This is a genomic window from Rhodanobacter ginsengiterrae, assembly GCF_050026815.1.
Taxonomy (GTDB): Bacteria; Pseudomonadota; Gammaproteobacteria; order Xanthomonadales; family Rhodanobacteraceae; genus Rhodanobacter; species Rhodanobacter ginsengiterrae.
On record NZ_JALBWO010000035.1, the window covers coordinates 66,528 to 91,832 of the forward strand.

Here is a 25,305-nt window from a genome sequence, read left to right on the forward strand (position 1 = left end):
GTCAGGACGGATCGAGTGCGCTCGGAAGACCGCACCCGATCCGCGGGATCGTGCCTACTTTCCGCTGTTGCCGGCGCTCTCGATCGCCTTCACGGCCTTCAGCGTTTCTTCGACGTGCTTGTTGGGGCTGAGGTTGGAGTAGACGTAGGTGATCTTGCCGGACGGGGCGATCACGTAGGAAGTGCGATCGGACCAGCCCGGCCGCATCAGCAGCGTGGCATCGTATTGCTTGGCGATCTTTGCGCCGGCATCGGCAGCCACCGGGAACTTGCCGCCGCAATGCTCGGTTTCCTTCGAGAAGGCGGCCAACTGGTCTAGGTTGCCGGCGGTCACGCCGATCACGGTGGCATGCTCGGCCTTGAACTGGTCTATCGCCTGGGAAAACAGGTGCGCCTCGACGTTGCAGCCGGAGGTGTGCGGGGCGGGGAAGAAGTACACCACCACCGGGCCCTTCTTCAGCGCCTGGGCAAGATCGAAGGTGAACGGCTGGCCGGCCAGATAGGCCGGGGCACTGAATTGGGGTGCCTGGGTGCCGGCTTTCAGTGCGGCAAAGGCGGGCATCGCGACGGTGGCACTGCCGACCAGGGCGAGGGCGGCGAATTTCATCAACGATTTCATGGTGTGAACTCCTGGGGCAGGCGGGTGGCGGGGAAGGCGTCAACTGTACCTCTATACGCCGCAACTGTTCCGATGGATGTCCGCAACCGCTGGTTGTTCCCCGCCGCGCCCGCCCGAGCCGCACCTAGCCCTTGGCGGATCCGCTGTCGTCGTCGGGGCGCCAGTGAAATACCTCGTCCACGCGTTTGCCGAACACCTGCGCGATGCGGAAGGCGGCGTCCAGCGAGGGCGAGTAGCCGCCTTGTTCGATCGCGGCGATGGTCTGGCGGGTCAGGCCCACGCGCTTGCCGAGTTCGGCCTGGGTCATTTCCGCGGCCAGGAAGCGCAGCAGCTTGACGTCGTTGGCGATCGGCTCAGTGGGCATGATGTTGCTGCCGGTAGCCGCGCACGATCAGCACGTTGCGGACGGTTTCGGTCAGCACGATGAAGAACAGCGCCGTATTGACCAGCTCCCAGCCGCTCTTGTTGAACGGCATGACCATGCCGACCACGATGATCCCCGTCAGCAGGATGAAGTAGGCGATGCGCGCGGCATGCCGGTCGATGGCATGGTCGCGCTCGTCCTCAAGCAGGTTTTCGCCGGCCTCCCGGTACTTCATCACCAGCAGCCCGGCGACATAGCCCACCGCGTGCAGGCTGGCGATCAGCGCAAGCAGACCGAAGCGTTCCAGCAGGGAGGTCATGACATCGGGAAAGCCGATCCGCAGGGTGAAATAGACGACATAGACCGGACACATGCTCCACAGCGTGAGCCAGGCGCGCTTTTCGAGGGGTGACATGACTTGACCTTGCGTTGGTTAAGGTATGCATAATGTTAGTCATATTTTACACGATGTCAATAATTATATGGATTCTTTTCCACCAACATGTGGACGCCAGCAAGGCCTGCCCGGGGGCGGCCCGCGTTTCGCCCACAGATGGCAGGAGCAGGGATGCTTCAGGCTTCGATCGTGCGGTCGACGCCGCTGTCGGCGATGAGTCGGTTGCGCCCGGCGCGTTTGGCGCGGTAGAGCGCGGCATCCGCTTCCATGCACAGCCGCACCAGTCGGTAGCCCGCCGCCGCCGTGGATGCCAGTCCGATGCTGGCGGAGATCGCCACGACACTTGCGTCCCGCTGCAGCGGCGTTGCCGCGATGGTCTTGCGGATGCGCTCGGCGATCGACACGCCCTGTTCATGCGAGCAGTCGCCCAGCAGGATGCCGAACTCTTCTCCGCCCAGGCGGCCGAACAGGTCGCCGGGACGCAGATGCTGCTGGCATATCGCCACGATGTGCTTCAGCACGGCATCGCCCATGGCGTGGCCATGGGTGTCGTTGACCTGTTTGAAGTGGTCAAGGTCGATCGATACAAGGCAGGCCTGCGCGGGCTTCTTTTGCATGAGCGAAAGCAGCTGGTCCGCGTCGCTGATGAAGTGCTGGTGATTGAGGATGTCGGTGAGACCGTCGCGACGGGCCATGCGCTTGAAGCGCAGTTGCGAACGCTTGAGCCGGAACAGCCACCACACGATGAAGGCGAGCGCCAGCAGCAACAGCGCGATGTACAGCCGGCCGGTTTCCACGGCCCTGGCCGTGAGTGCCTGTTGGAGTCGAAGCGCGCTGTTCTGTCGGCCCAGTTCAGCGGTCTTGAGCTTCTCGGCCAGCACGCGCTGCTGCACCATCTGGTAGGCCAGCGAGCGGGCGCTGACATCGTTGAGATAGGCCTTGTCCTGGGTGGCGTAGCTTTCGTAATAGGTCAGCGCGGCAGCCATGTCGCCGCGCTGCTTCGCCACGCGATAGAGCACCTGGTAACCATCCCGCAGCGTCTCGTTGACTTCGTCCGGACCGGCCGTTGCCACAGCGGTCGTGGCAAGGTCGCGCGCCTTCGCCGCGTCGCCCAGTTGCCAGTACGCCTGGCCCAGCATCACGCCGGCCGATTCGATGTGCGGGTGGTATTGATTGGCCTTGATGCCCGGCAGGATGGGCTGAATCAGCATCACGGCCTTGCGCGGCTGAGCTTCGTCCAGATACAGGTTGGCCAGCTCCAGCCACATCGTCTCGGCGTACACCGGCTGTCCGGCCGCCATGCAATGATCCGCTGCCTGTGGCAGTTCCGGACTCGTCGAGGTCAACTTGCCGCCGTTGAACCGCGCCGTCACCAGCATCACCTGTGATGCGCACCGAGACTCTCCCGCGGGCAGCGACGACTCCAGCTGGCGGGCGTAGTTTTCCGCCAGCTCGTACTGGCCGGCGCTGCCGAATACCTGCGAGAGATTGAACAGCACGAGGAAGCGCGCCAGGGGATCCTTGATGTGGGGAAGCCTGATCATCAACTGGTTGGCCAGCGTGAACGATTCTTCGTAGCGGCGGTTGATGTTGAGGTCGTCCATCAATCGTGCGGTCGACTTGGCCACCAGTGCCGGCTCGCCGGCATGCGCGATGATCTCGCGCAACTGGGCATCGGCCCTGGGGTAATCGCCTTCGTAGGCCGCCTGCCACGCCATCAGGTAGCGCAAATGCCATTGTTCGCCCGGCGTCAGCTCCCTGGCGTGCTGCTGGAGTTGCTGCAGCATGAGCAGAAAGCGCGGGTGGTCGCGGGTGCGCAGGCTTTCAGCCTGCGCCAGCTGCGATTGGCCAGGCGCTGCAGCACGGGCAGGCTGGCCGAGCAGGCAGAGCGCCATGCCCGCCAGGGCAGTCCAGTGGCAGATCCAGCGGGAGGCGTTACGCATGCGGCTTCGATCGGACGGATGAGCGCCTGCGATCGCCGATCAGCACGGCCCTGCCTTCCCCGTTGCGGTTTTCCCCTCATCCACTGGCTGGCCCCCTTGCCGTGCAGTTTTTGAATCATAGGTCAGTGGCGCGAGCCTGTCCGCTTCGCCGGCAACGTGGCGAGCCGGCGCGATCAGGATGGCGTCGCTTGCCAGGCCGTAACCGTCGATTCCCCGCTTGCCTGCCGACAGCAGCATGGTCGGTATCCGCCCCACCACATGCGCCAGCCGAGCGAACGACATTCGGCCTGGATGCCGAGCGTGGCAAGGCACTTCTGGTATTCGCGGCATTTCGAGATGTCGACGAGCAGCAGGCGTCCGCCGCGGCGAAGTACGCGCCATGCTTCGTCGATGTTGTGGATCGCCACACTGGAAACCACGATGCCGAAGCTGGCGTCGACGAAGGCCGGGTCGTCCGCAGCCATTACAATGAACACTGACCCGGCATGAACTTGCATATCATGCTCGCTTCCCTGTTTCGCGCTGTCGATGCCGTCTCGCACGCAGCACACATCGCTTTGGAAAATCCATGCCTTCGCTGATCCGTCGTTGTCTGCTGCCTGGTCTGCTGGTTCTCGGCACATCGCTGCCATTGTTGTTGCTGGCGAAGGATCCGCCCAGCGTGGGTCAGCAGCGCGAGGACGTGCTGTTCTGGAGCCAGGCCGAGCACACGGCGCGGTTCTCGCGCATGTATGAAATATTCCCGGCCGATCGCGTGGCGCATGGCCCGCACATCCGCGAGCTGGCGCGGGGCAGGGCGCTGACCCCGCAATGGCCGGACGGCAACGCCACGCTGGACGGTTACATGAACGAGCATCACCTGGCCGGCGTGATGGTGCTGCAGCGCGGTCGCATTCGCCTGCAGCGGTACGCAGCGGGCTTCGATGCCGACAAGCGCTGGACGTCGTTTTCGGTGGCCAAGTCGGTCACCTCGACCTTGCTCGGCATTGCCCTGCGCCGCGGCGACATCCACAGCATGGACGACACGCTGGATGCCTATATCCCGCAATTGCGCGACACCGCCTATGCCAAGGTCACGGTGGAGCAATTGCTGACGATGACTTCCGGCGTGCGCTGGAACGAGGATTACGCCGATCCGAAGTCCGACGTGGCGCAGATGTACCGCAGCGCCTGCGAGAACGGCCAGCCGCATGTGATCTCGTATCTGGCCAGACTGCCGCGCGCGTACCCCGCCGGCACCCATTGGAACTACAACACCGCCGAGACCGATCTGCTCGGCATTCTGGTTCAGCGCGCCACGAAGAAATCGCTGGCGACCTATCTGTCGCAGGCGATCTGGAAGCCCTACGGCATGGCTTCCGATGCGTACTGGCTGAAGGATGAGTGCGACGGCAGCGATACCGGCGGCAGCGGTCTGTCCGCCACGCTGGCCGACTACGCGCGGATCGGCCAGTTCATGCTCGATGGCGGGAAGATCGACGGCCAGCCGGCGATCGCCGATGCCTGGATGCACGGCGCCATGCGCAAGCAGCAGGACGTCGACAGTCCGGGCCACGGCTACGGTTATCTGTGGTGGACCGATACCGACGGCAGCTATGCCGCGATCGGCATCTTCGGCCAGATGGTCTACGTCGACCCTTCACGCCAGCTGGTCATCGTGCAGGTCGGTGCGTGGCCGCAGGCGACTTCGAAGGAGCTGGTGGCGTCGCGGCGCGCTTTCGTCGACGCGGTGAAGCGCGCTGCCGATGCGGAGCCGACGGCGGCGACTTCTGTCCGATGACGCCTCAGCGGCGTGTTGCCAGCACGCCATCCAGCGCGAGCTGAGCCTTGAAACCGGCCTTGATCAGCCGTTTTTCGACTTCGCGGGGTACGTCGCGACCGCTGGTCAGCTTGTTCGGGCTGCCGGTGTAGTGGAACAGGCGCCCGCCACGGCGCACTACGCGCGCCAGCTGATCGTAGAACGCCTGCGAATACAGTTCGCCGGCGATGCCGAAGCGCGGCGGGTCATGCAGCAGCGCGTCCACCGACGCATCGGCGACCTGCATGATCGCCTGCGACACGTCGGCCTGTTCCAGTTGCAGCCGCCCGCTGCTGGCGGGCGAATCCGGATCGGGTGACCACGGGTTGAGCTTGCGCAGCCACAGCACGTCGGCGTTCTTCTCGAACGAGTGGATGCGCGCCACGCCCGCTTCCAGGCAGCAGGCCGCGAAGTAGCCCAGCCCGCCGCAGGTATCCAGCACGATCTTGCCGCGCGGCTCGACCAGGGCCACCTTGCGTCGCGCGTCCTCGAACGGCGATGCCTTGGAGGTGGGCAGCATCTTGATGCCGTCGATCTCGAAGGTGGGTGCGCCCCACTCGGTGGGCACCAGCTTGATCAGCGAACCGGCATAGCGGGCGACCGGCGCGAAGTCATCACCATCCCAGTAGTAAAGCGTGCGGTCTTTCAGCTTGCCCGGATAGGCATGGCGTTGATCCCGCCACTGCCATGCTTCGGGCTCAAGCGTCGCGGTGCCTTCCGACATGCCCAGATCCAGCGAGCCGCGCCAGGTGCCGTTGCCGGCATCGCGTGCCGCCAGCAGGGTATCGGCGAGTTGGCGCGTGAGCAGTGGCCCGGAATAATGCGGCACGAAGGATGATCTCCCGAGGCAATGGAGCGCCGCAACGCGGCGAGGGGCTGGCATCGTAACCGACTGGCACGCGACGCGATGCGTTCGACGGGCCGTGCGTCGTCGCGTACTCACGGGTGGCGGCGTCGAGCGGAGGCGCGCATTGCCGCAACGCGTCTGCTTGGCCGAGCGACTCCGCCGTCCATGTTCAGGCCGGAAGGCTCCCACCGCGCCGGGCTGGATCAGTCGGCCTTCACCAGTTCCACGCGCCGGTTTTTCGCGCGGCCTTCCTCGCTGCGGTTGTCCGCGACGGGACGTTCCTGGCCGAAGCCCGCGGCATGGAGTCGCCCGGCCGCGACACCGGCCTGCACGATCGCATCCATCACGGCGTTGGCGCGGGCCTGCGACAGCGCCTTGTTGGAGGCGGCGTCGCCGACGTTGTCGGTATGGCCTTCCACATTCAGCTTCAGGGTCGGCGCGGCCTTGAGCATGATCGCGATCTGCTGCATGGGGGCCAGGTCATCGGGCTTGAGCACCGCCTTGCCGGTATCGAAGTTGACGTGCAGGGTGATGAAGCCGTTCTTGTCGAGTTCGTCGCGCAGCTGGTTGGCGCTGACCGCCTGCGCCATGGCGGCCACTTCGGTGATCACCAGCAGGTAATCCTGGGTCGGCGCGCCGTAGATGTCCGGCACCACCTTGACCCAGACCTCCTTGCCGCCGGTGTGGACTTTCAGCGTGGTCTCGCCGCCGTCGCCCTCGCTGGGCAGGCGCTCGTAGACCACCTCGCCGCCGATCTGCCTGATCGCGTTCTGGTAGTTGCGGATGACCTGCAGCGCGCTGGGCTGGGTCTCGGGGCTGCCGTGGAAATAGCGCAGGCTGGTAGTGTCGCCTTCCACCGTTTGCGTCGTGGCGGTGTCGCCGGCGCCGACCTTGTATTCGGTCGCGTTGTAGGCCTTGCTGTATTCGCCGATGTAGGACCCGGGATAGCGGGTCAGCAAGGGGTGGTCCTTCGCTCCGGCGATATCGTCGCCGGCGAAGGCAAGCAGGGGTACGGCGAGGCAAACCACGAGCAGGAGGACATGGCAGATCCGATTCATGACGGGCACCGGCAGTCGTTGGTGGGCACATGATGCCCCCGATCATGCGGCCGGTGGAAGTCGGTCGACGACCGGGCGGCGTCGCGCCGCGACCGCTTGTCGAATGGCCAGTTGCCGGATGTCGATCTGGTCGATGCCCGTTCGTTGCATGAATAGCCAGGCCGCCCGAGGTTCCCGTCCCGGGGACCGGCGCGGCGAGGCCACCTTTCCCGCAACCGGAGCCACACGATGCAGTTTCTCTCGATGATTCGAATCAACGAAAACAGCGGCAAGCGGCCGGACGAACGGCTGATGAGCGACATGGGCAAATTGATGGAAGAAATGATGGCCGCCGGAGTGTTGCTGGATACCGCCGGGCTGACGCCGACATCGGCAGGCAAGCGGCTGCGCTTGCGCGACGGCCGGATCAGCCAGACCGATGGTCCGTTCACCGAAACCAAGGAGGTGATCGGCGGCTATGCGGTGCTTGAGGCGCCGTCGATGCAGGAGGCGCTGGCCGCCTCGCGGCGCTTCCTCGATGTCCATGGTCCAGGCTGGGACATCGAATGCGAATTGCGCGAAATCGTGCGCCACCCCGACGGAAGCGGTTGCTGACCGGTATCGAGGCTCACGCGCTCTCGGGCACGACCAGCCGCTTCGCTGCGCTGCGGGTCAGCTGATCGTGCAGTTCGTGCAGTGCTGGCAGCAATTGTTCCGGTTCGCGCAGTGCCTTGCGCGCCACGCCGACGCTGCGGCGCACTTCGCCCGGTGCGACGCCCTGTTCGAGCAGGGCGATGGCCGGCTGGGCACAGGCGTTCATGCGGTCGATCCAGTCCGCCGGTTGCGTCGCCTGCCATCGACGCGTGGCCAGACGGCTGGCGCGGAATGCCGGCGCCAGCTCATCCACCTGTGCCAGCGCGTGCATGAACTCCGCGCCGGAGCGCGCGGGCGTGGCCGGGTCGAAGCCATCGGCGAGGATCGCCAGCAGGTCGGCAAGACGCCGTCGCAGCACGGCGCGTGAACGCACCGGATAGACCAGCCAAGCGGCGGCGACGCCGATCACCGCGCCGATCACGATCTCTTCCAGCCGCGGCCACAGGAGCTGCGCCGACGAGCCGCCTTCGAAGCCCTGCAGCAGGGCCAGCGCCAGCGTGACGAACAGCGCCCACCAGGCATAGCCGAGCGGACGCAGCCAGATGCCGAGGAAGACGGCGGCAAGGATCAGCCCGACGGTGAGGTGGTCGTGGCTGCCCAATTGCACGGTGAAGGTCAGCGCCAGCACGGTGCCGGCTGCCGCACCCAGTACGCGCAACACGCTCTTCCATGCCACGTCCAGCCGTCCGCGATTGCCGCTGTTGACGATGAAGGCGGTCAGCACGATCCACGCCCAGCGCTCGGCGAAGAAGGCGTAGCCGACGACGAAGGACAGCGCCAGCGCCACGGCCATCTGGATGGCCATTCGTGTGCTGGCCATCGGGCGCAGCGAACTCTCCTGCATTGCCGTGGCTGGCAGCCGGGCTGTCGTTGCCTGTATTGGCGGCAGCAGACGCAGGCCTCGCGCCAGCGCATGGAACAGCGCGACCCAGCCCAACGCCAGCAGCGCAACGATGATCGGCAGCAGCACCGCCAGCAGCGGCCCCAGGTGCCTGGCTGGCACATGCGGCGTGGTAAGGATCACCACCAGCGGCAGCGCCAGCAGCGAGCCAGCACGTCGCGCGGTGGGTCCGAACCGGCGCAGCCAGATCGACAGGAACATGCCTGCCACGAAGACCGCGGCGCCCAGCCATGGCGCGCGCAACAGCAACATGCCCACGGCGGTGGCCAGCAGTCCGACGATGGGCAGGGCCACGGCCGCTTCCAGCCGGCCACGCAGGTCGCGGTCGAGGTGGCTGCGCGAGAACGACAGGCACAGCACCACGGCAAGCACGGCCAGGCCGGGTTCCGCGGCCATGGCCAGCGTGCAGCCGAGCGTGGCCAGCATCGCCAGCATGGTCACCACGGCCTCGCGTCCCGCACTGGCCAGCGCGGAGAGCGGAGCGGCGGCATCGACGACGGGTCGCCGCGGTGCGGGTGGGTGGTTGGCGATGGTCATTCGGACATAGAGTAGTCGAGCCGAAAGCGGCGGAACCAGGGGCGTGATCCGTGCACATCATTTTGGTCGTCGGCGTCATGCTGATCGTGCTGCTGCTCGGGCGGGCGATGGAACGAAAGATGTTCCGTGGCGATCCGCGACGGATGGAGCGGTTCCGCCAGCGCCTGCACGCGTGGAGCTGGCGCGCGGCCGGCATCGCGCTGGTCCTGGGCATTTTGCTGGCACTGTGGCTGCGTGGCACAGCGTCGCACTGAATTGGCGCACTGCGTTCTCCAGCCGGCTTGTCCGGCGTGGCTGCACGGGATGCTTTTCTGTATGTTGGCGTCTTTCCCGCTGCCAAGGCTTGCCGCATGACCGCCACGCTGGAACACCCGGACCATCTGCGACGCAGCCTCTCCAACCGCCACCTGCAACTGATCGCCATCGGCGGGGCGATCGGCACCGGCCTGTTCATGGGCTCGGGCAAGACGATCAGCCTGGCCGGGCCGTCGATCCTGCTGGTCTACCTGATCATCGGCGTGATGCTGTTCTTCGTGATGCGGGCGATGGGCGAGCTGCTGCTGTCCAACCTCGAGTACAAGTCGTTCATCGACTTTTCCACCGACCTGCTCGGGCCGTGGGCCGGTTTCTTCTGCGGCTGGACCTACTGGTTCTGCTGGATCATCACCGCGATCGCCGACGTGATCGCGATCGCCGCCTATACCCAGTTCTGGTTTCCCGGGCTGGCGCCGTGGATTCCCGCGGTGCTGTGCGTGCTGTTGCTGCTCAGTCTGAACCTGGTCACGGTGAAGCTGTTCGGCGAGATGGAGTTCTGGTTCGCGCTGATCAAGATCATCGCGATCCTGGCGCTGATCGCCACCGGCTTCGCGCTGGTCGCCTGGGGCTTCACCTCGCCGACCGGACACAAGGCATCGGTGGCCAATCTGTGGAACGACGGCGGTTTCTTCCCGAAAGGCCTGAGCGGCTTCTTCGCCGGCTTCCAGATCGCGGTGTTCGCCTTCGTCGGCATCGAGCTGGTCGGCACCACCGCCGCCGAGACGGCCGACCCGATGCGCAACCTGCCCAAGGCGATCAACTCGATCCCGGTGCGCATCATCATCTTCTACGTGCTGGCGCTGGTCGCGATCATGATGGTCACGCCGTGGCGCATGGTGGAGCCGGGCAAAAGCCCGTTCGTGGAACTGTTCGTGCTGGCCGGTATTCCGGCGGCGGCCAGCCTGATCAATTTCGTGGTGCTGACCTCGGCCACGTCCTCGGCCAACAGCGGCATCTTCTCCACCAGCCGCATGCTGTACGGCCTGGCCGAGGAGAAGCATGCGCCGAAACTTTTCGCGCGCTTGTCGCGTGCCGCGGTGCCGTCGCTGGGCTTGCTGTTCTCCTGCATCTGCCTGTTGCTGGGCGCGGCGCTGATCTACCTGATCCCCGACCTGATCAAGGCGTTCACCCTGATCACCACCTTGTCCGCCGTATTGTTCATGTTCGTCTGGTCGCTGATCCTGTTCGCCTATATCGCCTATCGGCGCAAGCGTCCGCAGTTGCATGAAGCGTCCACCTACAAGATGCCCGGTGGCGTGTTCATGTGTTGGGTCTGCCTGGCGTTCTTCGTGTTCGTGCTGGTGCTGCTGAGCCTGCAGGCCGACACCCGCGAAGCGCTGATCGCCAGCCCGGTGTGGTTCGTGCTGCTGGGCATCGGCTATGCGTGGAAGGGGCGCCGCGCGCGTCAGGGCTGAGTCGATGGCGGCAATCGTCAGGCGAGGCATGATCATCGCGGCGCTCGGCTGGCTGGCGATCGCGGGCGTGCTTCGCGCGACGGCAGCCGAGACGCCGTTGCCGCCGCACACCTCGTTGATCATCGACTCGACGGTGCTGCACGAGGCGCGGCGAATCAATGTCTACACGCCGCCGGATTATCCCGCGGCAACGGGTCCTGGCTACCCGGTGCTGTACATGCTCGACGGCGGTCTGGATGAGGATTTTCCGCACGTGGCCCGCGACGTCGACGCGGCGATCCGCGCCGGCGAGATGCGCCCGATGATCGTGGTCGGCATCGAGAACACCGAACGCCGACGCGACATGACCGGTCCCACCTCGGTGGCCAGCGATCGCGCGATCGCGCCGCATGTCGGCGGCTCGTCTGCGTTCCGCGCGTTCATCGCGGATGAGTTGATGCCGCAAGTGCGTGGCCGATATCGCACGAACGGCAGGACCGCGATTGTCGGCGAATCGCTGGCGGGCCTGTTTGTCGTCGAGACGTTCCTGCAGCAGCCGAAGTTGTTCGACACCTGTGTCGCGCTCAGTCCAAGCCTGTGGTGGAATCACATGGCACTCGCGCGCGGCGCGGATGAGCGGCTGAAGGCCTGGCCGGGCTTGCGCCGGACCCTGTATTTCGCCACTGCAAGCGACGACGACATCGGCGAGGCAAGCCAGCTGCTGCAAACGGCACTGCGCGCCAACGCTCCACCCGGACTGCGCTGGCACTACCATGCCTGGCCCGGGCTGCACCACGACAACATCTACATCAAGGCTTCGCCGGCGATTTTCCGGCAACTGTTCCCGCCGGAATAGAGCGCTGCACGCAGACACATTGCCGTCGAGGGCTCTTCACAGACCCTCGGGCATGCTGGATCTTCCAACGGGAGACAGCACGTGAAAACCAGCCTCACCATGATCCGGTTCCTTGCCTTGGCGACACTCGCCGCCAGTGCGCAGGCGGCCGCGACGGCGACCTCGGCCGCGTTCCTGCCCGAGGCGGTGAACGATGCCACGCTGGTGGCTCCGGTAAGGCACGGGGACAAGGGAGCTGCCGTATTGCGGGCCCAGATCCTGCTGGACCGCGCGCGCTTTTCGCCGGGTGAGCTGGATGCGGCCTATGGGTCCAACCTGCGCCAGGCAATTGCCGGCTTTCAGAAGGCACAGGGCATTCCGGTCAGCGGGGAAGTGGATGCGGCGACCTGGACGGCGCTGGACAGCGATCATGCTCCTGCGCTGGTTACCATCACCTTGAGCGCCGAAGACGTGGCCGGCCCGTTCAAATCATTGCCGTCCGGCATGGCGGCGCAGTCGAAGCTGGATGCGCTTGGCTACGCCTCGCCACTGGAAGCGCTGGGCGAGAAATTCCATGCCAGTCCGGCGCTGCTGAAACAGCTCAACCCGGACAAGGATTTCGGCCGGGCCGGTGAGCAGCTGGTGGTGCCGAGCGTGGAGGCCAGCGCGCCGATGCCCGCGGTGGCCAGGGTGATGGTCAGCAAGGCGGAGGCCACCGTGTCGCTGCTGGACGAGGCCGGCAAGGTGGTGGCGCAGTACCCTGCATCCACCGGCAGCAAGCACGATCCGTTGCCGCTGGGCGACTGGAAGATCAACGGCGTGGGCAAGAACCCGGTGTTCCACTACAACCCGAAACTGTTCTGGGATGCCAAGGCATCCGATGCGAAGGCGACGCTGCCCGCCGGTCCGAACAATCCGGTCGGCGTGGTGTGGATCGATCTTTCCAAGGACCACTACGGCATCCACGGCACGCCTGCGCCGTCAAAAATCGGCAAGACGCAATCGCATGGCTGCATCCGCATGACCAATTGGGATGCACTGGAGGTGTCCCGCGCGGTGAAGCCCGGCATGACCGCGACCTTGCAGAAGTGACATGAAGATCGTCATTGGCTTCGTGCTGGGTGTGATCTGTGGCGTCGCGGCGATGCTCTACCTGCCCGGTGGCCTGCAGCTGACACGCGCTGCGCAGGATGTCCGGGAGGTTGCGCCGCATGCCGCCACGGCAGGCGTACCGATAGCAACGGTCTCCGTGCCACCGCCGTCGGTGGCACCCCGTCCGGCTGAGTCGGCCTCGCTGCAGGCCGTTCCGGCCGAGGCGGCTGCGCTGGCGCAGACGACGATGGCGCCGGTTTCCTCGACCTCGGCGGTCGCCGTGGCCGCGCCCGCCGACATGGCCGACCTGCCGCCATCGGCGGTGAGCGGCCTGTTGATTCCCGTGCTGGGCGTCAAGCCCGGCGAGCTGACCGATACCTTCAGCCAGGCCCGGGGCAGCGGTCGCGTGCATGACGCGATCGACATCATGGCCGCGCGTGGCACGCCGGTGGTCGCGGCGAACGACGGTCACGTCGTCAAGCTGTTCACCAGCAAACCCGGTGGCCTCACGGTGTACGAGTTCGACCCGGACAACCGGGTCATCTACTACTACGCTCATCTGGACGGCTATGCGCCCGGCCTGGCCGAGGGCCAGCCCCTGCACCGCGGCGATCCGATCGGATGGGTGGGCAGCACCGGCAACGCCAGTGCCGATGCGCCGCACCTGCATTTCGAGGTCGAGATACTGGGACCGGAGAAACAGTGGTGGCATGCCACCTCCATCAACCCTTACGGGCGCTTCGAGGGGCAGCAGTCCGCGCAGGCGGCTTCGGCAACGCCGCCGTAGCTTTCGCCTCGTCTATCCGCCGGACAGGCCCGGCGCGCCGGCCGCAACGAGGGATGCTGCGCGCTTCTTCTGCGTGACTGGCGTCAGTCGCGGTCAGGTGCGCCCAACGGGAAATACGACCGGTACGGACGTGCTTCATCGACGGCCCGGGCGAACGACGGTCGCGCCAGCAGTCGTTGACGGTACGCCTTCAGGTGGCCCAGCGATGCCGGAATCGGGTACGCCCAGTCGACGTAGAACAGCGCCGGTGCAGCGGCACAGTCGGCAAGGCTGAAGGCGTCGGCGGCGGCCCAGTGGCGTGTGGCCATCCGCTGGTCCAGCCAGGCGTAGGCGGTGTCCAGCATCGCGTGCGCTTCCGCTACGCCGAAGCTGTCGCGATCCGCCTCGGGGCGCAGGCGGTCGAATACCATCTTCTGCAGCGGCGTGTGAATGTAGTTGTCGAAGAAGCGGTCGAGCATGCGCGCGTCAAGCGCGGCATCGACTTCGGCGGGAATCAGCCGGGTGGGGCCGGGATAATGCCGGTCCAGGTATTCGATGATGATGCTGGACTCGAAAACCGCCTGCGCGCCATCGAGCAGCAGGGGCATGCGCTTGAGCGGCCACAGCGCGGCCAGTTCCTCGCCGGCGGCCGGATGGTCCGCCTCCAGCAGGCGCCACTCGAACGGCGTGTCGTTTTCGTACAGCGCGATCAATGCCTTCTGGCAGTAGGAGGAGAAGGGGTGGGCATAAAACTTGAGCGTCATGGTCGGGCACCTGTGCGTGAAGTGTCTTCCCTGGCGACGAACATACCTTGGCGAAATCGACACCAGCGGAGCGTGCTCGACGCCTCGTTGTCGCCGACCTAGTATCGGGCTTCACCCAACTGCCCGGGGTTGCTGCCATGAAACGTCTGCTGACCGGCTTGTGCGTGCTGCTGTTGCTGTTGGTGGTCATCGGCGCAGGTGGGTTGCTGCTGATCGACGCCAACGATTTTCGGCCGCAGATCCAGGTCAGCCTGGGGCAGGCGCTGGGGCGCGAGGTGACCCTTGGCAAGCTGCATGTGTCGGTGTGGTCGGGGTCGCTGGATGCCGACCGGATCCGCATCGGCGACGATCCGGCCTTTGGCAGGCAGGCTTTCGTCAGTGCCGGTTCGCTGCGGCTGGGCGTAGAGCTGTGGCCGTTGCTGCTGCACCGGCAATTGCACATCACCTCGCTGACCCTGCAACAGCCCACGGTGCGACTGCTGCAGGACCGGGCCGGTCGCTGGAACTTCGCCAGCTTCGGCGCCGCTGCGGCAGCATCATCCGCATCCGCGCCCGACGAGTCTTCCGCCCGGCCACCCGCGTTCAGCGTCGACCGCTTGCGCATCACCGATGGCCGCATCGACTTGCAGCGTGCCGTCGGCGATGCGCGCAGCTATCGCAAGGTGGCCTTGAGTGCCGACCACGTCGGCCTCGGTGCCGCATTCCCGTTCTCGATGAGTGCCGCTATCGCCGGCGGTGGCAGCCTGCAACTGGACGGCAAGCTCGGTCCGTGGGCTGCCGGCAACGCCGTGCTGACGCCGGTTGACGCGCATCTTCAGGTGCACGACCTGGACCTGGTCGGTGCCGGTCTGATGACCAGCACCGACGGGGTGGGCGGCGTGCTCGACATCGACACGCAGATCAGTTCGGCCCGCGGCGTGTTGGGCTCGAAGGGCGGCATCGATGCGCGCCGGCTCAGGCTGGTGGCGTCCGGCACTGCGTCGCCGCAGCCGCTGCGCATCGACTACCAGGCCAGTTACCGCTTGCTGGGTGGTACCGGGAGCATCGACCACGGCGCGTTGGGCAGCGGCGGTGCAAAGCTGGCCGTCAACGGCAGCTTCGACAACCGCGGCAAGCTGATCCAGCTGGACCTGCGCCTCGGCGGCAGGCAATTGCCGGTCGATGACCTGCAGCCGCTGCTGCCGGTGTTCGGCGTGGTGCTGCCGAAGGACTCGCGCCTCAGCGGCGGCAGCCTGGGCCTGGACCTGCGTGCACGTGGTCCGCTGGATGCGCTGGTGATCAGCGGCCCGGTCAGCCTGGACAATTCGCGGCTGGTCGGCTTCAGCCTCGGCTCGAAACTGGGTGGCGTGCTGTCGCTGGCCGGCATCAAGGCGCCGCAGGACACGCTGATCCGGCATGCCGCCGCCACGCTGAAGATCTCGCCGGCCGGCATCCATGCCGAACCGGCCAGCGCGGACATCGCCGATCTCGGCAGCCTCGCCGGCAAGGGCGGCATGGCCGTTGACGGAAGGCTGGACTTCAGCATGCTGGTCAAGCTCGATCCGGCGCTGAGCGGCAAGGGAACCTCAGGTCTGCTCGGCAACTCCGGCGCCGGACGCCTGCTCGGCGGCGTGCTCGGCGGAGCGTCCGATCGCGGCATCGGCGTACGCGTCGGGGGCACCGCCAGCGCGCCCAGTTTCAAGGTCGATCCCACGGCGGTGGCCGGACTGCTGGGCAGCGGGATCGGTGCTGCCCTGGATGAGGGCTCCTCGGACAAGTCCGGTGCCCAGCCATCCGGAAAACAGGACGCGCTGAACAATCTGTTGCAGGGTGTGCTGAAGTCGCGCAAGCAGCATTGATCGCTGAGCCCATCGCCATCGCCTGAGACTTCGCTGCCCGGCTTGATCGGTGTCAAGGCGCCGGCGGACAGGCGCCATCAGGATCGACTTCATTGGCACCTGTCGGGTGCCCGTGCAGCGAGGAGCACTGATGGAATTCCATATTGCGCTGGTCGATGCGTCGCCTGATCCCGGCGTAGTGCAGGATGCCTTGTTCGACGTCGATCCCACCGCAGTGGTCGACCTGGACATGAGCGGGCTGGTGATGCGCATCTCGTCGTCGGCCAACGTCACCGATCTGATCGAGGTGTTGCGACACGTCGGCTGGACGGTGGCGCCGGAGCAGGTTGCGCAGCTACCGTCGATCTGCTGCGGCGGCTGCAGCGGCTGAGTCGCGGCGCCTTTCTTGACCGTGGTCAGCGCGAGCGGACGCAACGGCCGGTAGCCTGCAGGCGATTCTTCCGCGGAGCGTTCTGCCATGTCGTTCGATATCGTGATCATTGGCGCCGGCCCGGCCGGTTTGTGCTTTGCACGTTCGCTGGCTGGCAGCGGCCTGCGCATCGCGCTGGTCGAGCGCCAGGACGAGGCGGCGCTGATCGCGCCGGCGGACGACGGCCGCGAGATCGCGATCACCCATCACTCGCAGCGCTTGCTGCGTGAACTGGGTTTGTGGGCGCGCTTGGGCGAGGACGAGATCGGCACTCTGCGCGATGCGATGGTGATTGACGGCGACGATCGGGACGGACTGATGTTCCGCCATGACGAAGCGGGCAAGCCGCAGCTGGGCTGGTTGCTGTCCAATCATGCGATTCGTCGCGCCGCTTACGCCGAGGTCATGGCACTGCCGGAGGTGGAGCGAATCACCGGCGTGCAGGTGAGCTCGCTGCGAACCGGCAGCGACGGTGGCGAGGTGGAACTGGCCAACGGCGAAATCCTGCGCGCGCAACTGGTGGTGGCGGCGGACAGCCGTTTCTCCGACACACGCCGCGCGATGGGCATCGCGGCGAGCATGCACGATTTCGGCAAGAGCATGCTGGTGCTGCGCATGCGCCACGAGGTGCCGCACGAGCAGGTGGCATGGGAGTGGTTCGGTCATGGCCAGACGCTGGCCTTGCTGCCGCTGCACGATCCGCAGACGTCGTCGGTGGTGCTGACCTTGCCGCCGCAGGCGATGAAGGCCTTGCTGGCGCTGGACGACGCGGCTTTGGAGCGCGACATGGCTGCGCGCTTCCAGCAGCGCCTGGGCGCGATGCGGGTGGCTGGTCCGCGCTGCGCCTATCCGCTGGTCGGCGTGTATGCGAAGCGTTTCGTGGCCGAGCGTTTCGGGCTGATCGGCGATGCCGCGGTGGGCATGCATCCGGTCACCGCGCACGGTTTCAATTTCGGCCTGCTCGGGCAGGCCACGCTGGCGCGCGAACTGCGTGCCGCGGTGATGGCAGGGCGTTCGATCGCCAGCCCGGAGCTGCTGCAACGCTACGAGCGAACCCATCGTCGGGCCACCCGACCGCTTTATCTGGCCACCGGGATGCTGGCCGGCTTGTACACGGATGACCGCCGGCCGGCACGGGTGTTGCGCAAGCTGGCGCTGGGTGCCGGCGCGCGACTGGGGCCATTCAGGCGGATCGTGTTGTCGGGGTTGACCGCTGATTCCGCCGGCACTCCCGCATGGTTGCGGCGTCGCCCTGCCTGAACCGTCGTCGCTGGCTTCCGCGGCTCAAACCGGATTGCCGGCCAGGCTGCTCGCGATACGCACTTCGCCGGTCAACACCTTGTGGATCGGACAGGCGTTGGCGATCTGCAGCAACCGTTCGCGCTGTTCGGAGGTCAGCTCGCCCTGCAGGGTGATCACGCGGGTGATGTCGTTGCCGTTGGTCGGTGTGCCCGCGGGATTGAATTGCAGGTCCACGCCAACCCGGCGCAGCGGCCATTGCTTGCGCGCCGCGTACATTTGCAGGGTGATCGCGGTGCAGGCACCCAGTGCCGAAAGCAGCAGCCGGTGTGGCGCCGGTCCGGTGTTTGCGCCGCCGTCTTCCACCGGCTCGTCGGCCTGCCATGCGTTGCCGGCGTCATCGGTGAAGGTCACCGTATAAGGCATCTGTCCGGTGACGGCATGGACGGAGGGAATGTTCATGGGCAAAAACTCCTGTGACAAAACGCGATGGATGATGGCAAGGCAGCATGCCGGGGCAGGGCGTGCGTGCACGGGTACGCCGCTGATGGTGTGGCGAAAAAATGGATGCGGCCTTCAGATCACATCCCACATGTAGCCGTCGTGGGCGAGCACTGCACCGGCCAGTTGTTCGATCGCCGCGTCCTCATTGCGCTCCAGTCCGCGCACGTTGCGCGCCATCCGCCGGCGCGCCTGCTTTGCGAACATCTCGGCGATGCTGATGGCTTCCGTAGCGGCGGGGTGCGACTTCTTCTCCAGGCTGTCCGCGCGCGACAGCACGCACAGGCCGACGAACAGGTCGATCGCGATGGCGGCCAGGCGCTTCTGCGCATGCTGCATGTCGGCGGCTTTCTTGCCGTATCGGCGCAACAGCTGGTCGGACGACCGGGACAGTTCCACCGTGTACTTCTCGTACATGGCGGCAACCTTGCGCAGCCGCGGCGACAGTTCGTGGACGATCCGATCGATGCCGTAGCCGGTGGCCTCGCGCATGCGCCGGCCGGTGTAGCTGCCGAGCACGCCGAAGCCCTTGATCGGGTCGTTGAAGATCTCGCCCACGGCGGATTTCAGTTCGCTCAGCCCGGTGCCCACGCCCTTCAGGCCGGACAGCGCGATGTACAGATGCAGGATCTCGTTGGTGCCTTCGAAGATCGACAGGATGCGGGTGTCGCGGGTGATCTGCTCGTACGGGAAGTCACGCATGAAGCCGTTGCCGGCGGCGATCTGCAGCGCTTCGTAGGAGGCGCGTTGCACCGCTTCGCTGGCGAACACCTTGCTCATCGCCGCCTCGACCGAGTAGTCGCTGCCGCCGGCATCGATCAGGTGCGCCACCATCCACACCGCGCTCTCGGCGGCGAAGCAGTCCATCGTCATCTGCGCGATCTTTTCGCGCACCAGGCCGTACTCGGCGATCGGCTGGCCGAACTGCTTGCGCTCCTTGGCCTGGGCGCAGGCCAGGCGGATCAGCGAACGCATGCCGCCGACCGCGCCGCCGCCCAGGCCGGTGCGACCGCTGTTCAAGATGCTCATCGCCACCTTGAAGCCCTTGCCGACCGGGCCCAGTACATTCTCCGGCGGCACCCGCACGTCGGCGAAGGCGACCGTGGTGGTGCTTGAGGCGCGGATGCCCATCTTGTCTTCATGCGGGCCGTGACTCACGCCGGGCCACGCCGCCTCCACGAGGAAGGCGCTGATCTTGCCTTCGGTCGTGTCGGTGCGCGCGAACACGGTGTAGAAGTCGGCGATGCCGCCGTTGGTGATCCAGATCTTCTCGCCGGAGAGTGTCCAGCTGCCGTCGTCATTGCGCACGGCCTTGGTGCGGATGGACGCCGCATCGGAACCGGCGCCGGATTCGGTCAGGCAGAACGCGGCGATCATCTCGCCACTGGCCAGCTTCGGCAGGTAGCGCTGCTTCTGTTCATCGCTACCGAACAGCAGCAGGCCCTTCATGCCGATCGAGCTGTGCGCGCCGATGGTCAGCGAGACCGAGCTGTCGTGGCTGCTGGTCTGGCCGAGCACGCGGGCGTAGGCGCCGTTGGACAGCTCCAGCCCGCCGAATTCCTCGGGAATGATCAAGCCGAACAAACCCATCTCGCGCAGCGCCTGGATGAATTGCGCAGGTTGTTCGGCATCGCGGTCGTACTGCTTCAGCTCGGCGGTCTTGTCGCCCAGGAACTGATCGATCGCGTCGGTCATCGCGCCCAGCATTTCCTGATCGCGCGCGCGGATTTCCGGATAGGGAAACAGGTTCTCCTCGAGGATATTGCCGAGGAACAGCTGCTTGGCGACGCTGTGGTCGCTGCGCAGCGCAGGGGTGACGGGCGATGGCGTGGTCACGGCGTGCTCTCCGGGCAAGGGTGAAGTTTGCATTCTGCCACCTGGGATGAGGGTCGCCATGCCACCCATTGCCGCAGGCGGGGATCAGTCCTCTCGCCGGGTTATGCTTGCGAGGCACTTCAACAGAGGGAAGTCCATGCGTCGTTTTGGCATCTTCGCGACGCTGGTGGCTGCATTCGCGCTGGCCGGCTGTACGCCGCCTGCAACGGTCAAGCCGACCCAGGCCATTGCGGTGAGCCTTGATCCAGCGGGCAAGCCCGTTGCCGACGCCGATCTGCAAAAGGTGCGCGACGCGGTGAAGATGATCGAGGCCGGACGCATCCAGCTGGCCATCGATGGACCATTGACCGAAGTGGTCAACAAGTACGAGGCAATCTACGCGGGCAAGCCGATCACGGTGTTCTGTGCCCGCGGCATGGTCGACGCACTCGTCTACGCCAGCATGGGTAGCAAGGCAGTCAACGGCAAGGCCGATAGGCCCGTGCAGGTGATCGGCTCGGCCTGGGCGCTGGCGTATTGGGCGCGTGGCTATGCCTACAGCGAGATGGCCCGCTATGCCGATGCGCAGGCGGAACTGAAGAAGGCTCTGGCATTGTCACCGCTGGACAGCCAATACAAGAGCGAACTCGCATTCACGTATCTGCGGAGCGATGACTGGGACAAGATGCTGGCCCTGTACCGGGATGCGGAGGGCGATGCACAGATCAGTGGCGCCACCCCCGAGCAAACCACCAGATTGAAATGTGTGGCGCTGCGCGGCCAGGGCTACGCCCTGGTCGAACTGCATCGGCTCGATGAGGCGAGCAAGGCCTACCAGAGCTGCTTGAAACTGTTGCCTGGCGAACCCAAGTCACTGGGAGAACTGGAATATATCCAGGGTTTGCGGGCGAAGACGCACTGAGCCACGATCGCGCCGCGCAGTTTTCCGGAGGTTTCCCATGGCAACCGGTTGGGCCGGCGATGGAGCCGTGCAGGATCAGATCGATGCCACCGTCAGCGATGCGGTGCAACGGGCACGCCAGCAATTGCGTGAAGGCCCCGGCCTGACTCACTGCGAGGAGTGTGAGGCGCCGATTCCCGCGGCGCGGCGCAAGGCCGTGCCCGGCGTGCGTCTGTGCGTGGTCTGTCAGCAATCGCGCGACGACGTGCAGCGCAGCGCCGGCCTGTACAACCGCCGAGGCAGCAAGGACAGCCAGTTGCGGTAAGTTCTTGCGACACGGCGGACCGGTCGCGCCGGTAAAACAGGCTACTTGTGCGGCCGACAGCTACACGGCAAGCTCTTCCACCATCGGCCGGTTTCGTGACGGGGCATTGACCTGCTGGCGCAGGCAGTTGGGTAAGCTGGGGGATCATCCGTTCACGTCGTCGCTGGTTTCACTGCGGGGAGGCAAGGCCATTTCCATTCCGTCAAACCCACCCGTACTTGCCGCGGGCATCAACTATTTCTTTGCGTTGCTGCCCGACGAGTGCGCGCGCGCCACCATGCTTGGCGTGGGCGAGCGCTTTCGCAAGTCGCACCGGGTCTTTGGTGCGCCTGTCGGCAGCGACAATCTGCACATGACCCTGTGCCCGATGGGCAAGCCCGAACGGCTGCGGCTGCCGCTGGAGGCCGCCCTGCTTGCCGCGGCGGAGGAAGTGCGGGAAGCCAGCTTCATGATTACTCTGGATGCGGTCATGCGGTTCACCGCCAGGGACGGGCAATTTCCTTTCGTGCTGTGCTCGGACAGCGCCACGACGGATGCGGCGCTGGGCTTGCGCAAGGCCGTCGCGGCAGCGCAGTCCCGCGTCGGCCTGCAGGTCAGTGGCGTATCCAGTTTCCTGCCGCACGTGAGCCTGCTGCACGGCGCCGGCATCGACGCGATCGAGGAGGCCGTGGTGCCGATCCAGTGGCAGGCGACCGAGTTCGTGCTGATCCGCAGCTTTTTCGGCGAGTCCCGTTTCGAGGTGATCGGGCGCTGGCCGCTGGCGAATCGGGCGAGATCGGAATCGATCGACCTGCTGGATGAGCTGGCCAACATGCCGGAGCTGCCCGAGATTCCCGACGCCTATTGATCGGCGTGCCGTGGCCTGCGCCCAGATCGGCGGCTCGGCCTTGCGGCGCGTGACATGAACCGGCGTCGCTCACGCACCAGCGCGTGCTCGCGCCATGCGATGTACAAGCTGGCCGCGATGATGATGGCCGCTCCCGCTGCGGTATGCCGATCCACTGCCTCATCGAAGATCCACCAGGCCAGCACGGCCACGACCAGCAACTGCAGGTAGCTGAAGGGCGCCAGCAGAGAAGCGTCGGCCAGGCGCAGCGCGCGCGTGTCCGCCGGTGCCGAGCGCGCCGGACAGCACCAGCCATGGCCAGATGCCGGGCTGTGGCCATCGCCATACGGCCAGCGCGGCCGGCAGCGACAGCGGAATCCACAGCAGGGTGGTCAGCAACACGATGCGGTCGGCCGGCTCGCTGGCGGTCAGCGACTTGATGCTGATCGTCACCGCTCCGGTGAGTGCGGCAGCCAGCAAGGCGACCAGGCTGCCGCTGGCAAACGCCTCGCTGCCAGGCCGCACGATCATTGGCACGCCGAGGAAGCCGGCCACCACGGCGCTGCACCGGCACAAGCGCACCACTTCGCCGAGAAACAGCACGGCGCCGATCGTGACGAACAAGGGCGAGGAATACGACAGTGCCACCGCCTCGGCCAGTGACAGGTTCACGATCGCCCAGAACCCGGCCAGCATGCCGCCGATGCCGCCCATGCCGAGCACGCAGCGCACGATGTAACAGCCCGGCCGCGGTGTGCGCAGCAGTTGCCAACCGTGTCCATGCAGCAGCGGCAGCGCGAACAGCGCACCAAGGTTGCTGCGGAAGAAGGTGATCTGGAACGGATGCAGTTGTGCCGAGGCAAGCCGGATCGTCACCGCCATCAGGGCAAACAGGCTGGCACTGCCGAGCATCAACAGCACGGCGCGCAGTGGCAGCAGCGTGGTGGTGGATGCTATTGAGCGCGCGCGTGGTCATGCGGCAGCCGGCAGAAGAACGCCGCATCGTATCCCGCTCCGGCGCGCCTGAATGGCCGCCGCGCGTGCCATGGGACCAGCATGCCGGCGAAGCCGGGTTGCAGTCGTTCGCAAGCTGGCGACGGCCGGCAGGCCCTGGCTGAAAGTGGCCCATGACTCTTCGATGCTTGCCAGACAACGTTGTCAGTCCACTTGAAGTCTCATCGCTCCACGGCAACGAAAGCGTGGATCGAAAGCCTGGGGTTTGACGAGAATTCCGAGAAATGAAGGCGCGAGCTCACCGTCACAGTTTGGAAAAAGTCCGATAGACAACGTTGTCATTCAAGTCTATGACAGGACAGTGCGCTCATAAAAAGCGGTAGCGAGCAGGGAAGCAGCAGGACGACCGGGTTTCCCCAACCCATGGCTGGCCGGAGTGCCGTCATGCGTGTCCTGACAACCCACCCGTAGCGATGTAGTTCCATCAGGAGACATCTCATGTTCGTGAAACGATCGACTGTGTGGTCTGGCCTGGCTTTGAGCAGTCTGGCCAGTGCGGTTGCAACCTGCTTTTCAGTAACCCTGCTGGCCGTCGTGCCGGTGCAGGCCGTCCAGGCGCAGTCCATGCCTGCCTGCGCAACGGCATGGAATGCGGCGACTGCCTATGGCGGTGGCAGCGTGGCCAGCGAAAACGGCAACAACTATCTGGCGAACTGGTGGACCCAGGGCAACGACCCGGCGACCAGCAGCGGCGCCACCGGCTCCGGCCAGCCGTGGACCTCGCAAGGCGCCTGCGGCAGCGGGACAGCGCCGACCGATCCCCCGGTCGATCCGCCGCCCGCCGGTGGTTGCACGGCGGTGTGGAATGCATCGACCGCCTACGGCGGCGGCAGCGTGGTCAGCGAGAATGGCGTGAACTACAAGGCCAATTGGTGGACCCAGGGCGACGACCCGGCGAGCCACAGCGGCCCGCTGGGCAGCGGCCAGCCGTGGACGGCTCAAGGCAGTTGCGCCGGGACCACCCCGGGTGATCCCGGCGACCCGGGCGATCCCGGCAATCCGGGCAACCCGACCCCGCCCGCCGAGGGTTTCCTGTTCAGCCCGTACAAGGACGTCACCATCAACCTCGACTGGAATACCAACGTGATGCGTACCGCGGTTACCGGCACGCCGATTCCGCTGGTGGGCGCGGGCAGCGTGGTGTCGACCGCCTTGCCCAACCTCGGTGCGGTCACCCTGGCGTTCGCCTCCGGGGAATGCGGCAGCGAGAGCTGGGGCGGCATTCCGGCGGCGAGTTTCGCCAGTGCCAACATCCAGCCGCTGGTCAACGCCGGGGTGAGCTACGTGGTTTCCACCGGCGGGCAGGCCGGCAGTTTCACCTGCGGCTCGGCGGCGGGCATGGCCCAGTTCCTTTCGCGCTACGCCTCGCCGTACATGGTCGGCGTGGACTTCGATATCGAGGGTGGCCAGACCCAGGCGCAGATCAACAACCTGATCGCCAACGCCACCTACGCGCATACCCTGTACCCGAACCTGCGCTTCTCGTTCACGCTGGCCACGCTGGCGGCATCGGACGGCAGCTACGGCGGGCTGAATGGCGTGGGTGACATGGTGGTGCGCACGGTGAAGGCCGCCAACCTGCCGAACTACACGATCAACCTGATGGTGATGGACTTCGGTTCGGCCGGCGCCGGTGTGTGCGTGGTGTCGAACGGACAGTGCGACATGGGTCAGTCGGCGATCCAGGCCGCGAAGAACCTCCAGCACACCTACGGCATTCCCGCCAGCCGCATCGAGTTGACGCCGATGATCGGCGTGAACGATGTCAGCAGCGAGGTGTTCAGGGTTTCCGACGTGGACACCGTGATCAACTACGCCGTCAGCCAGGGCATGGCCGGCGTGCACTTCTGGTCACTTGATCGCGATACGCCGTGTGCGGGCGGTGGCGGCACGGCTTCGCCGATCTGCAATTCGGTGAACGGCTCCACGCCGCTGCAGTATTCCAGGCGGTTCCTGCAGGATCTGGGCAAGTAGGGAGAGTCAGTGGCAAGTGGCGGGGGGGGGGGGGGGGGGCGCCCCCCCCCCCCCCCCCCCCCCCCCCCCCCCCCCCGACTCCGGCGCCGCCGGCTTGTGGGTGTCGCCGGCGAAGGCAGGGGCGGCGTTGGAGGCGGCCAGCACGAAGGCCGCCAGCAGGACGGATTGCAGGGACTTGCGCACGGTTGTTCCTCGCGGCCG

General features: G+C 66.0%; 25 protein-coding genes and 1 pseudogene. 14 read left to right on the plus strand and 12 right to left on the minus strand.

The annotated features are described in order from the left end of the window. Nucleotides 1–54: 54 nt before the first annotated feature. From ACQGNJ_RS01655 to ACQGNJ_RS01675, 5 genes are all read right to left on the minus strand, one after another. A complete protein-coding gene (locus tag ACQGNJ_RS01655) occupies nucleotides 55–618 on the minus strand; it encodes a peroxiredoxin (protein WP_426687488.1) in 564 nt (187 codons plus the stop codon). A gap of 124 nt (nucleotides 619–742) precedes the next feature. Beyond that, nucleotides 743–982 carry a helix-turn-helix transcriptional regulator gene (locus tag ACQGNJ_RS01660; RefSeq protein ID WP_426687489.1) on the minus strand — a complete coding sequence of 80 codons (240 nt, stop codon included), beginning with the start codon at nucleotides 980–982 and terminating at the stop codon, nucleotides 743–745. Continuing rightward, complete coding sequence (locus tag ACQGNJ_RS01665; protein WP_426687490.1) at nucleotides 972–1,397, minus strand: DUF2178 domain-containing protein; 426 nt, start codon at nucleotides 1,395–1,397, stop codon at nucleotides 972–974. The genes ACQGNJ_RS01660 and ACQGNJ_RS01665 overlap by 11 nt, the downstream gene beginning before the upstream one ends. Before the next feature lie 158 nt (nucleotides 1,398–1,555). Continuing rightward, nucleotides 1,556–3,322 (minus strand): tetratricopeptide repeat-containing diguanylate cyclase, encoded by a 1,767-nt coding sequence (locus ACQGNJ_RS01670; RefSeq protein ID WP_426687491.1) that lies wholly within the window; start codon nucleotides 3,320–3,322, stop codon nucleotides 1,556–1,558. A gap of 173 nt (nucleotides 3,323–3,495) precedes the next feature. Then, nucleotides 3,496–3,864 (minus strand): class I SAM-dependent methyltransferase, encoded by a 369-nt coding sequence (locus tag ACQGNJ_RS01675; RefSeq protein ID WP_426687492.1) that lies wholly within the window; start codon nucleotides 3,862–3,864, stop codon nucleotides 3,496–3,498. Nucleotides 3,865–3,890: 26 nt separating this feature from the next. On the opposite strand from ACQGNJ_RS01675, the gene ACQGNJ_RS01680 reads away from it, so the two are divergent. Further along, on the plus strand, nucleotides 3,891–5,102 hold the full coding sequence (locus tag ACQGNJ_RS01680; RefSeq protein ID WP_426687493.1) for a serine hydrolase domain-containing protein: 1,212 nt from the start codon (nucleotides 3,891–3,893) through the stop codon (nucleotides 5,100–5,102). A 4-nt stretch (nucleotides 5,103–5,106) separates the two neighbouring features. On the opposite strand, the gene ACQGNJ_RS01685 is transcribed toward ACQGNJ_RS01680, so the two are convergent. Further along, the gene (locus ACQGNJ_RS01685; RefSeq protein WP_426687494.1) at nucleotides 5,107–5,949 is read right to left on the minus strand and encodes a class I SAM-dependent methyltransferase; all 843 of its coding nucleotides are present in this window, start codon (nucleotides 5,947–5,949) and stop codon (nucleotides 5,107–5,109) included. 221 nt (nucleotides 5,950–6,170) lie between these two features. Beyond that, a complete protein-coding gene (locus ACQGNJ_RS01690; RefSeq protein WP_426687495.1) occupies nucleotides 6,171–7,025 on the minus strand; it encodes an OmpA family protein in 855 nt (284 codons plus the stop codon). A gap of 228 nt (nucleotides 7,026–7,253) precedes the next feature. Between ACQGNJ_RS01690 and ACQGNJ_RS01695 the strand changes: the two genes are divergently transcribed. Next, the gene (locus ACQGNJ_RS01695; protein ID WP_426687496.1) at nucleotides 7,254–7,619 is read left to right on the plus strand and encodes a YciI family protein; all 366 of its coding nucleotides are present in this window, start codon (nucleotides 7,254–7,256) and stop codon (nucleotides 7,617–7,619) included. 13 nt (nucleotides 7,620–7,632) lie between these two features. Here the strand turns inward: ACQGNJ_RS01695 and ACQGNJ_RS01700 are convergent, their stop codons facing one another. Further along, on the minus strand, nucleotides 7,633–9,096 hold the full coding sequence (locus tag ACQGNJ_RS01700; protein ID WP_426687497.1) for an FUSC family protein: 1,464 nt from the start codon (nucleotides 9,094–9,096) through the stop codon (nucleotides 7,633–7,635). 77 nt (nucleotides 9,097–9,173) lie between these two features. Between ACQGNJ_RS01700 and ACQGNJ_RS01705 the strand changes: the two genes are divergently transcribed. The 5 genes from ACQGNJ_RS01705 (at nucleotide 9,174) to ACQGNJ_RS01725 (ending at nucleotide 13,519) form a co-directional block, all read left to right on the plus strand. Further along, nucleotides 9,174–9,350: a hypothetical protein gene (locus tag ACQGNJ_RS01705; RefSeq protein WP_426687498.1), complete on the plus strand. Its 177-nt coding sequence runs from the start codon at nucleotides 9,174–9,176 to the stop codon at nucleotides 9,348–9,350. A 96-nt stretch (nucleotides 9,351–9,446) separates the two neighbouring features. Then, the gene (cycA, locus tag ACQGNJ_RS01710) at nucleotides 9,447–10,826 is read left to right on the plus strand and encodes a D-serine/D-alanine/glycine transporter (RefSeq protein WP_426687499.1); all 1,380 of its coding nucleotides are present in this window, start codon (nucleotides 9,447–9,449) and stop codon (nucleotides 10,824–10,826) included. A gap of 28 nt (nucleotides 10,827–10,854) precedes the next feature. Then, nucleotides 10,855–11,661, plus strand: a complete 807-nt coding sequence (locus ACQGNJ_RS01715) for an alpha/beta hydrolase (protein WP_426687500.1) — start codon at nucleotides 10,855–10,857, stop codon at nucleotides 11,659–11,661. A gap of 99 nt (nucleotides 11,662–11,760) precedes the next feature. After that, nucleotides 11,761–12,732 (plus strand): L,D-transpeptidase family protein, encoded by a 972-nt coding sequence (locus ACQGNJ_RS01720; protein ID WP_426687515.1) that lies wholly within the window; start codon nucleotides 11,761–11,763, stop codon nucleotides 12,730–12,732. 1 nt (nucleotide 12,733) lies between these two features. After that, complete coding sequence (locus ACQGNJ_RS01725; RefSeq protein WP_426687501.1) at nucleotides 12,734–13,519, plus strand: M23 family metallopeptidase; 786 nt, start codon at nucleotides 12,734–12,736, stop codon at nucleotides 13,517–13,519. 83 nt (nucleotides 13,520–13,602) lie between these two features. On the opposite strand, the gene ACQGNJ_RS01730 is transcribed toward ACQGNJ_RS01725, so the two are convergent. After that, nucleotides 13,603–14,262, minus strand: coding sequence for a glutathione S-transferase family protein (locus ACQGNJ_RS01730; RefSeq protein WP_426687502.1), 660 nt, complete (start codon nucleotides 14,260–14,262; stop codon nucleotides 13,603–13,605). 137 nt (nucleotides 14,263–14,399) lie between these two features. Here ACQGNJ_RS01730 and ACQGNJ_RS01735 point away from each other — a divergent pair, with 137 nt between their 5' ends. The 3 genes from ACQGNJ_RS01735 to ubiM all read left to right on the plus strand — a co-directional run bounded on the left by ACQGNJ_RS01735 (nucleotide 14,400) and on the right by ubiM (nucleotide 17,769). After that, nucleotides 14,400–16,100: an AsmA family protein gene (locus ACQGNJ_RS01735; RefSeq protein WP_426687503.1), complete on the plus strand. Its 1,701-nt coding sequence runs from the start codon at nucleotides 14,400–14,402 to the stop codon at nucleotides 16,098–16,100. 130 nt (nucleotides 16,101–16,230) lie between these two features. Beyond that, entirely contained in the window at nucleotides 16,231–16,470 is a 240-nt protein-coding gene (locus ACQGNJ_RS01740) for a hypothetical protein (protein ID WP_426687504.1), read from the plus strand. A gap of 87 nt (nucleotides 16,471–16,557) precedes the next feature. Then, the gene (ubiM, locus tag ACQGNJ_RS01745) at nucleotides 16,558–17,769 is read left to right on the plus strand and encodes a 5-demethoxyubiquinol-8 5-hydroxylase UbiM (RefSeq protein ID WP_426687505.1); all 1,212 of its coding nucleotides are present in this window, start codon (nucleotides 16,558–16,560) and stop codon (nucleotides 17,767–17,769) included. A gap of 24 nt (nucleotides 17,770–17,793) precedes the next feature. Here ubiM and ACQGNJ_RS01750 read toward each other — a convergent pair whose 3' ends face one another. Beyond that, complete coding sequence (locus tag ACQGNJ_RS01750; protein ID WP_426687506.1) at nucleotides 17,794–18,210, minus strand: OsmC family protein; 417 nt, start codon at nucleotides 18,208–18,210, stop codon at nucleotides 17,794–17,796. A 114-nt stretch (nucleotides 18,211–18,324) separates the two neighbouring features. Beyond that, the gene (locus ACQGNJ_RS01755) at nucleotides 18,325–20,085 is read right to left on the minus strand and encodes an acyl-CoA dehydrogenase family protein (protein WP_426687507.1); all 1,761 of its coding nucleotides are present in this window, start codon (nucleotides 20,083–20,085) and stop codon (nucleotides 18,325–18,327) included. A 136-nt stretch (nucleotides 20,086–20,221) separates the two neighbouring features. Between ACQGNJ_RS01755 and ACQGNJ_RS01760 the strand changes: the two genes are divergently transcribed. From ACQGNJ_RS01760 to ACQGNJ_RS01770, 3 genes are read left to right on the plus strand one after another with little or no spacing between them, the layout of a single operon-like run. Continuing rightward, nucleotides 20,222–20,986, plus strand: coding sequence for a YajG family lipoprotein (locus ACQGNJ_RS01760; protein ID WP_426687508.1), 765 nt, complete (start codon nucleotides 20,222–20,224; stop codon nucleotides 20,984–20,986). A 37-nt stretch (nucleotides 20,987–21,023) separates the two neighbouring features. Then, the gene (locus ACQGNJ_RS01765) at nucleotides 21,024–21,290 is read left to right on the plus strand and encodes a DksA/TraR family C4-type zinc finger protein (protein WP_426687509.1); all 267 of its coding nucleotides are present in this window, start codon (nucleotides 21,024–21,026) and stop codon (nucleotides 21,288–21,290) included. A gap of 4 nt (nucleotides 21,291–21,294) precedes the next feature. After that, nucleotides 21,295–22,137, plus strand: coding sequence for a 2'-5' RNA ligase family protein (locus ACQGNJ_RS01770; protein WP_426687510.1), 843 nt, complete (start codon nucleotides 21,295–21,297; stop codon nucleotides 22,135–22,137). Here the strand turns inward: ACQGNJ_RS01770 and ACQGNJ_RS01775 are convergent. Further along, a pseudogene (locus ACQGNJ_RS01775) lies at nucleotides 22,131–23,028 on the minus strand (DMT family transporter). The gene ACQGNJ_RS01770 and the pseudogene ACQGNJ_RS01775 overlap by 7 nt on opposite strands. Nucleotides 23,029–23,568: 540 nt before the next feature. On the opposite strand from ACQGNJ_RS01775, the gene ACQGNJ_RS01780 reads away from it, so the two are divergent. Further along, entirely contained in the window at nucleotides 23,569–25,104 is a 1,536-nt protein-coding gene (locus ACQGNJ_RS01780) for a carbohydrate-binding protein (protein WP_426687511.1), read from the plus strand. The last annotated feature ends 201 nt before the right edge of the window (nucleotides 25,105–25,305 follow it).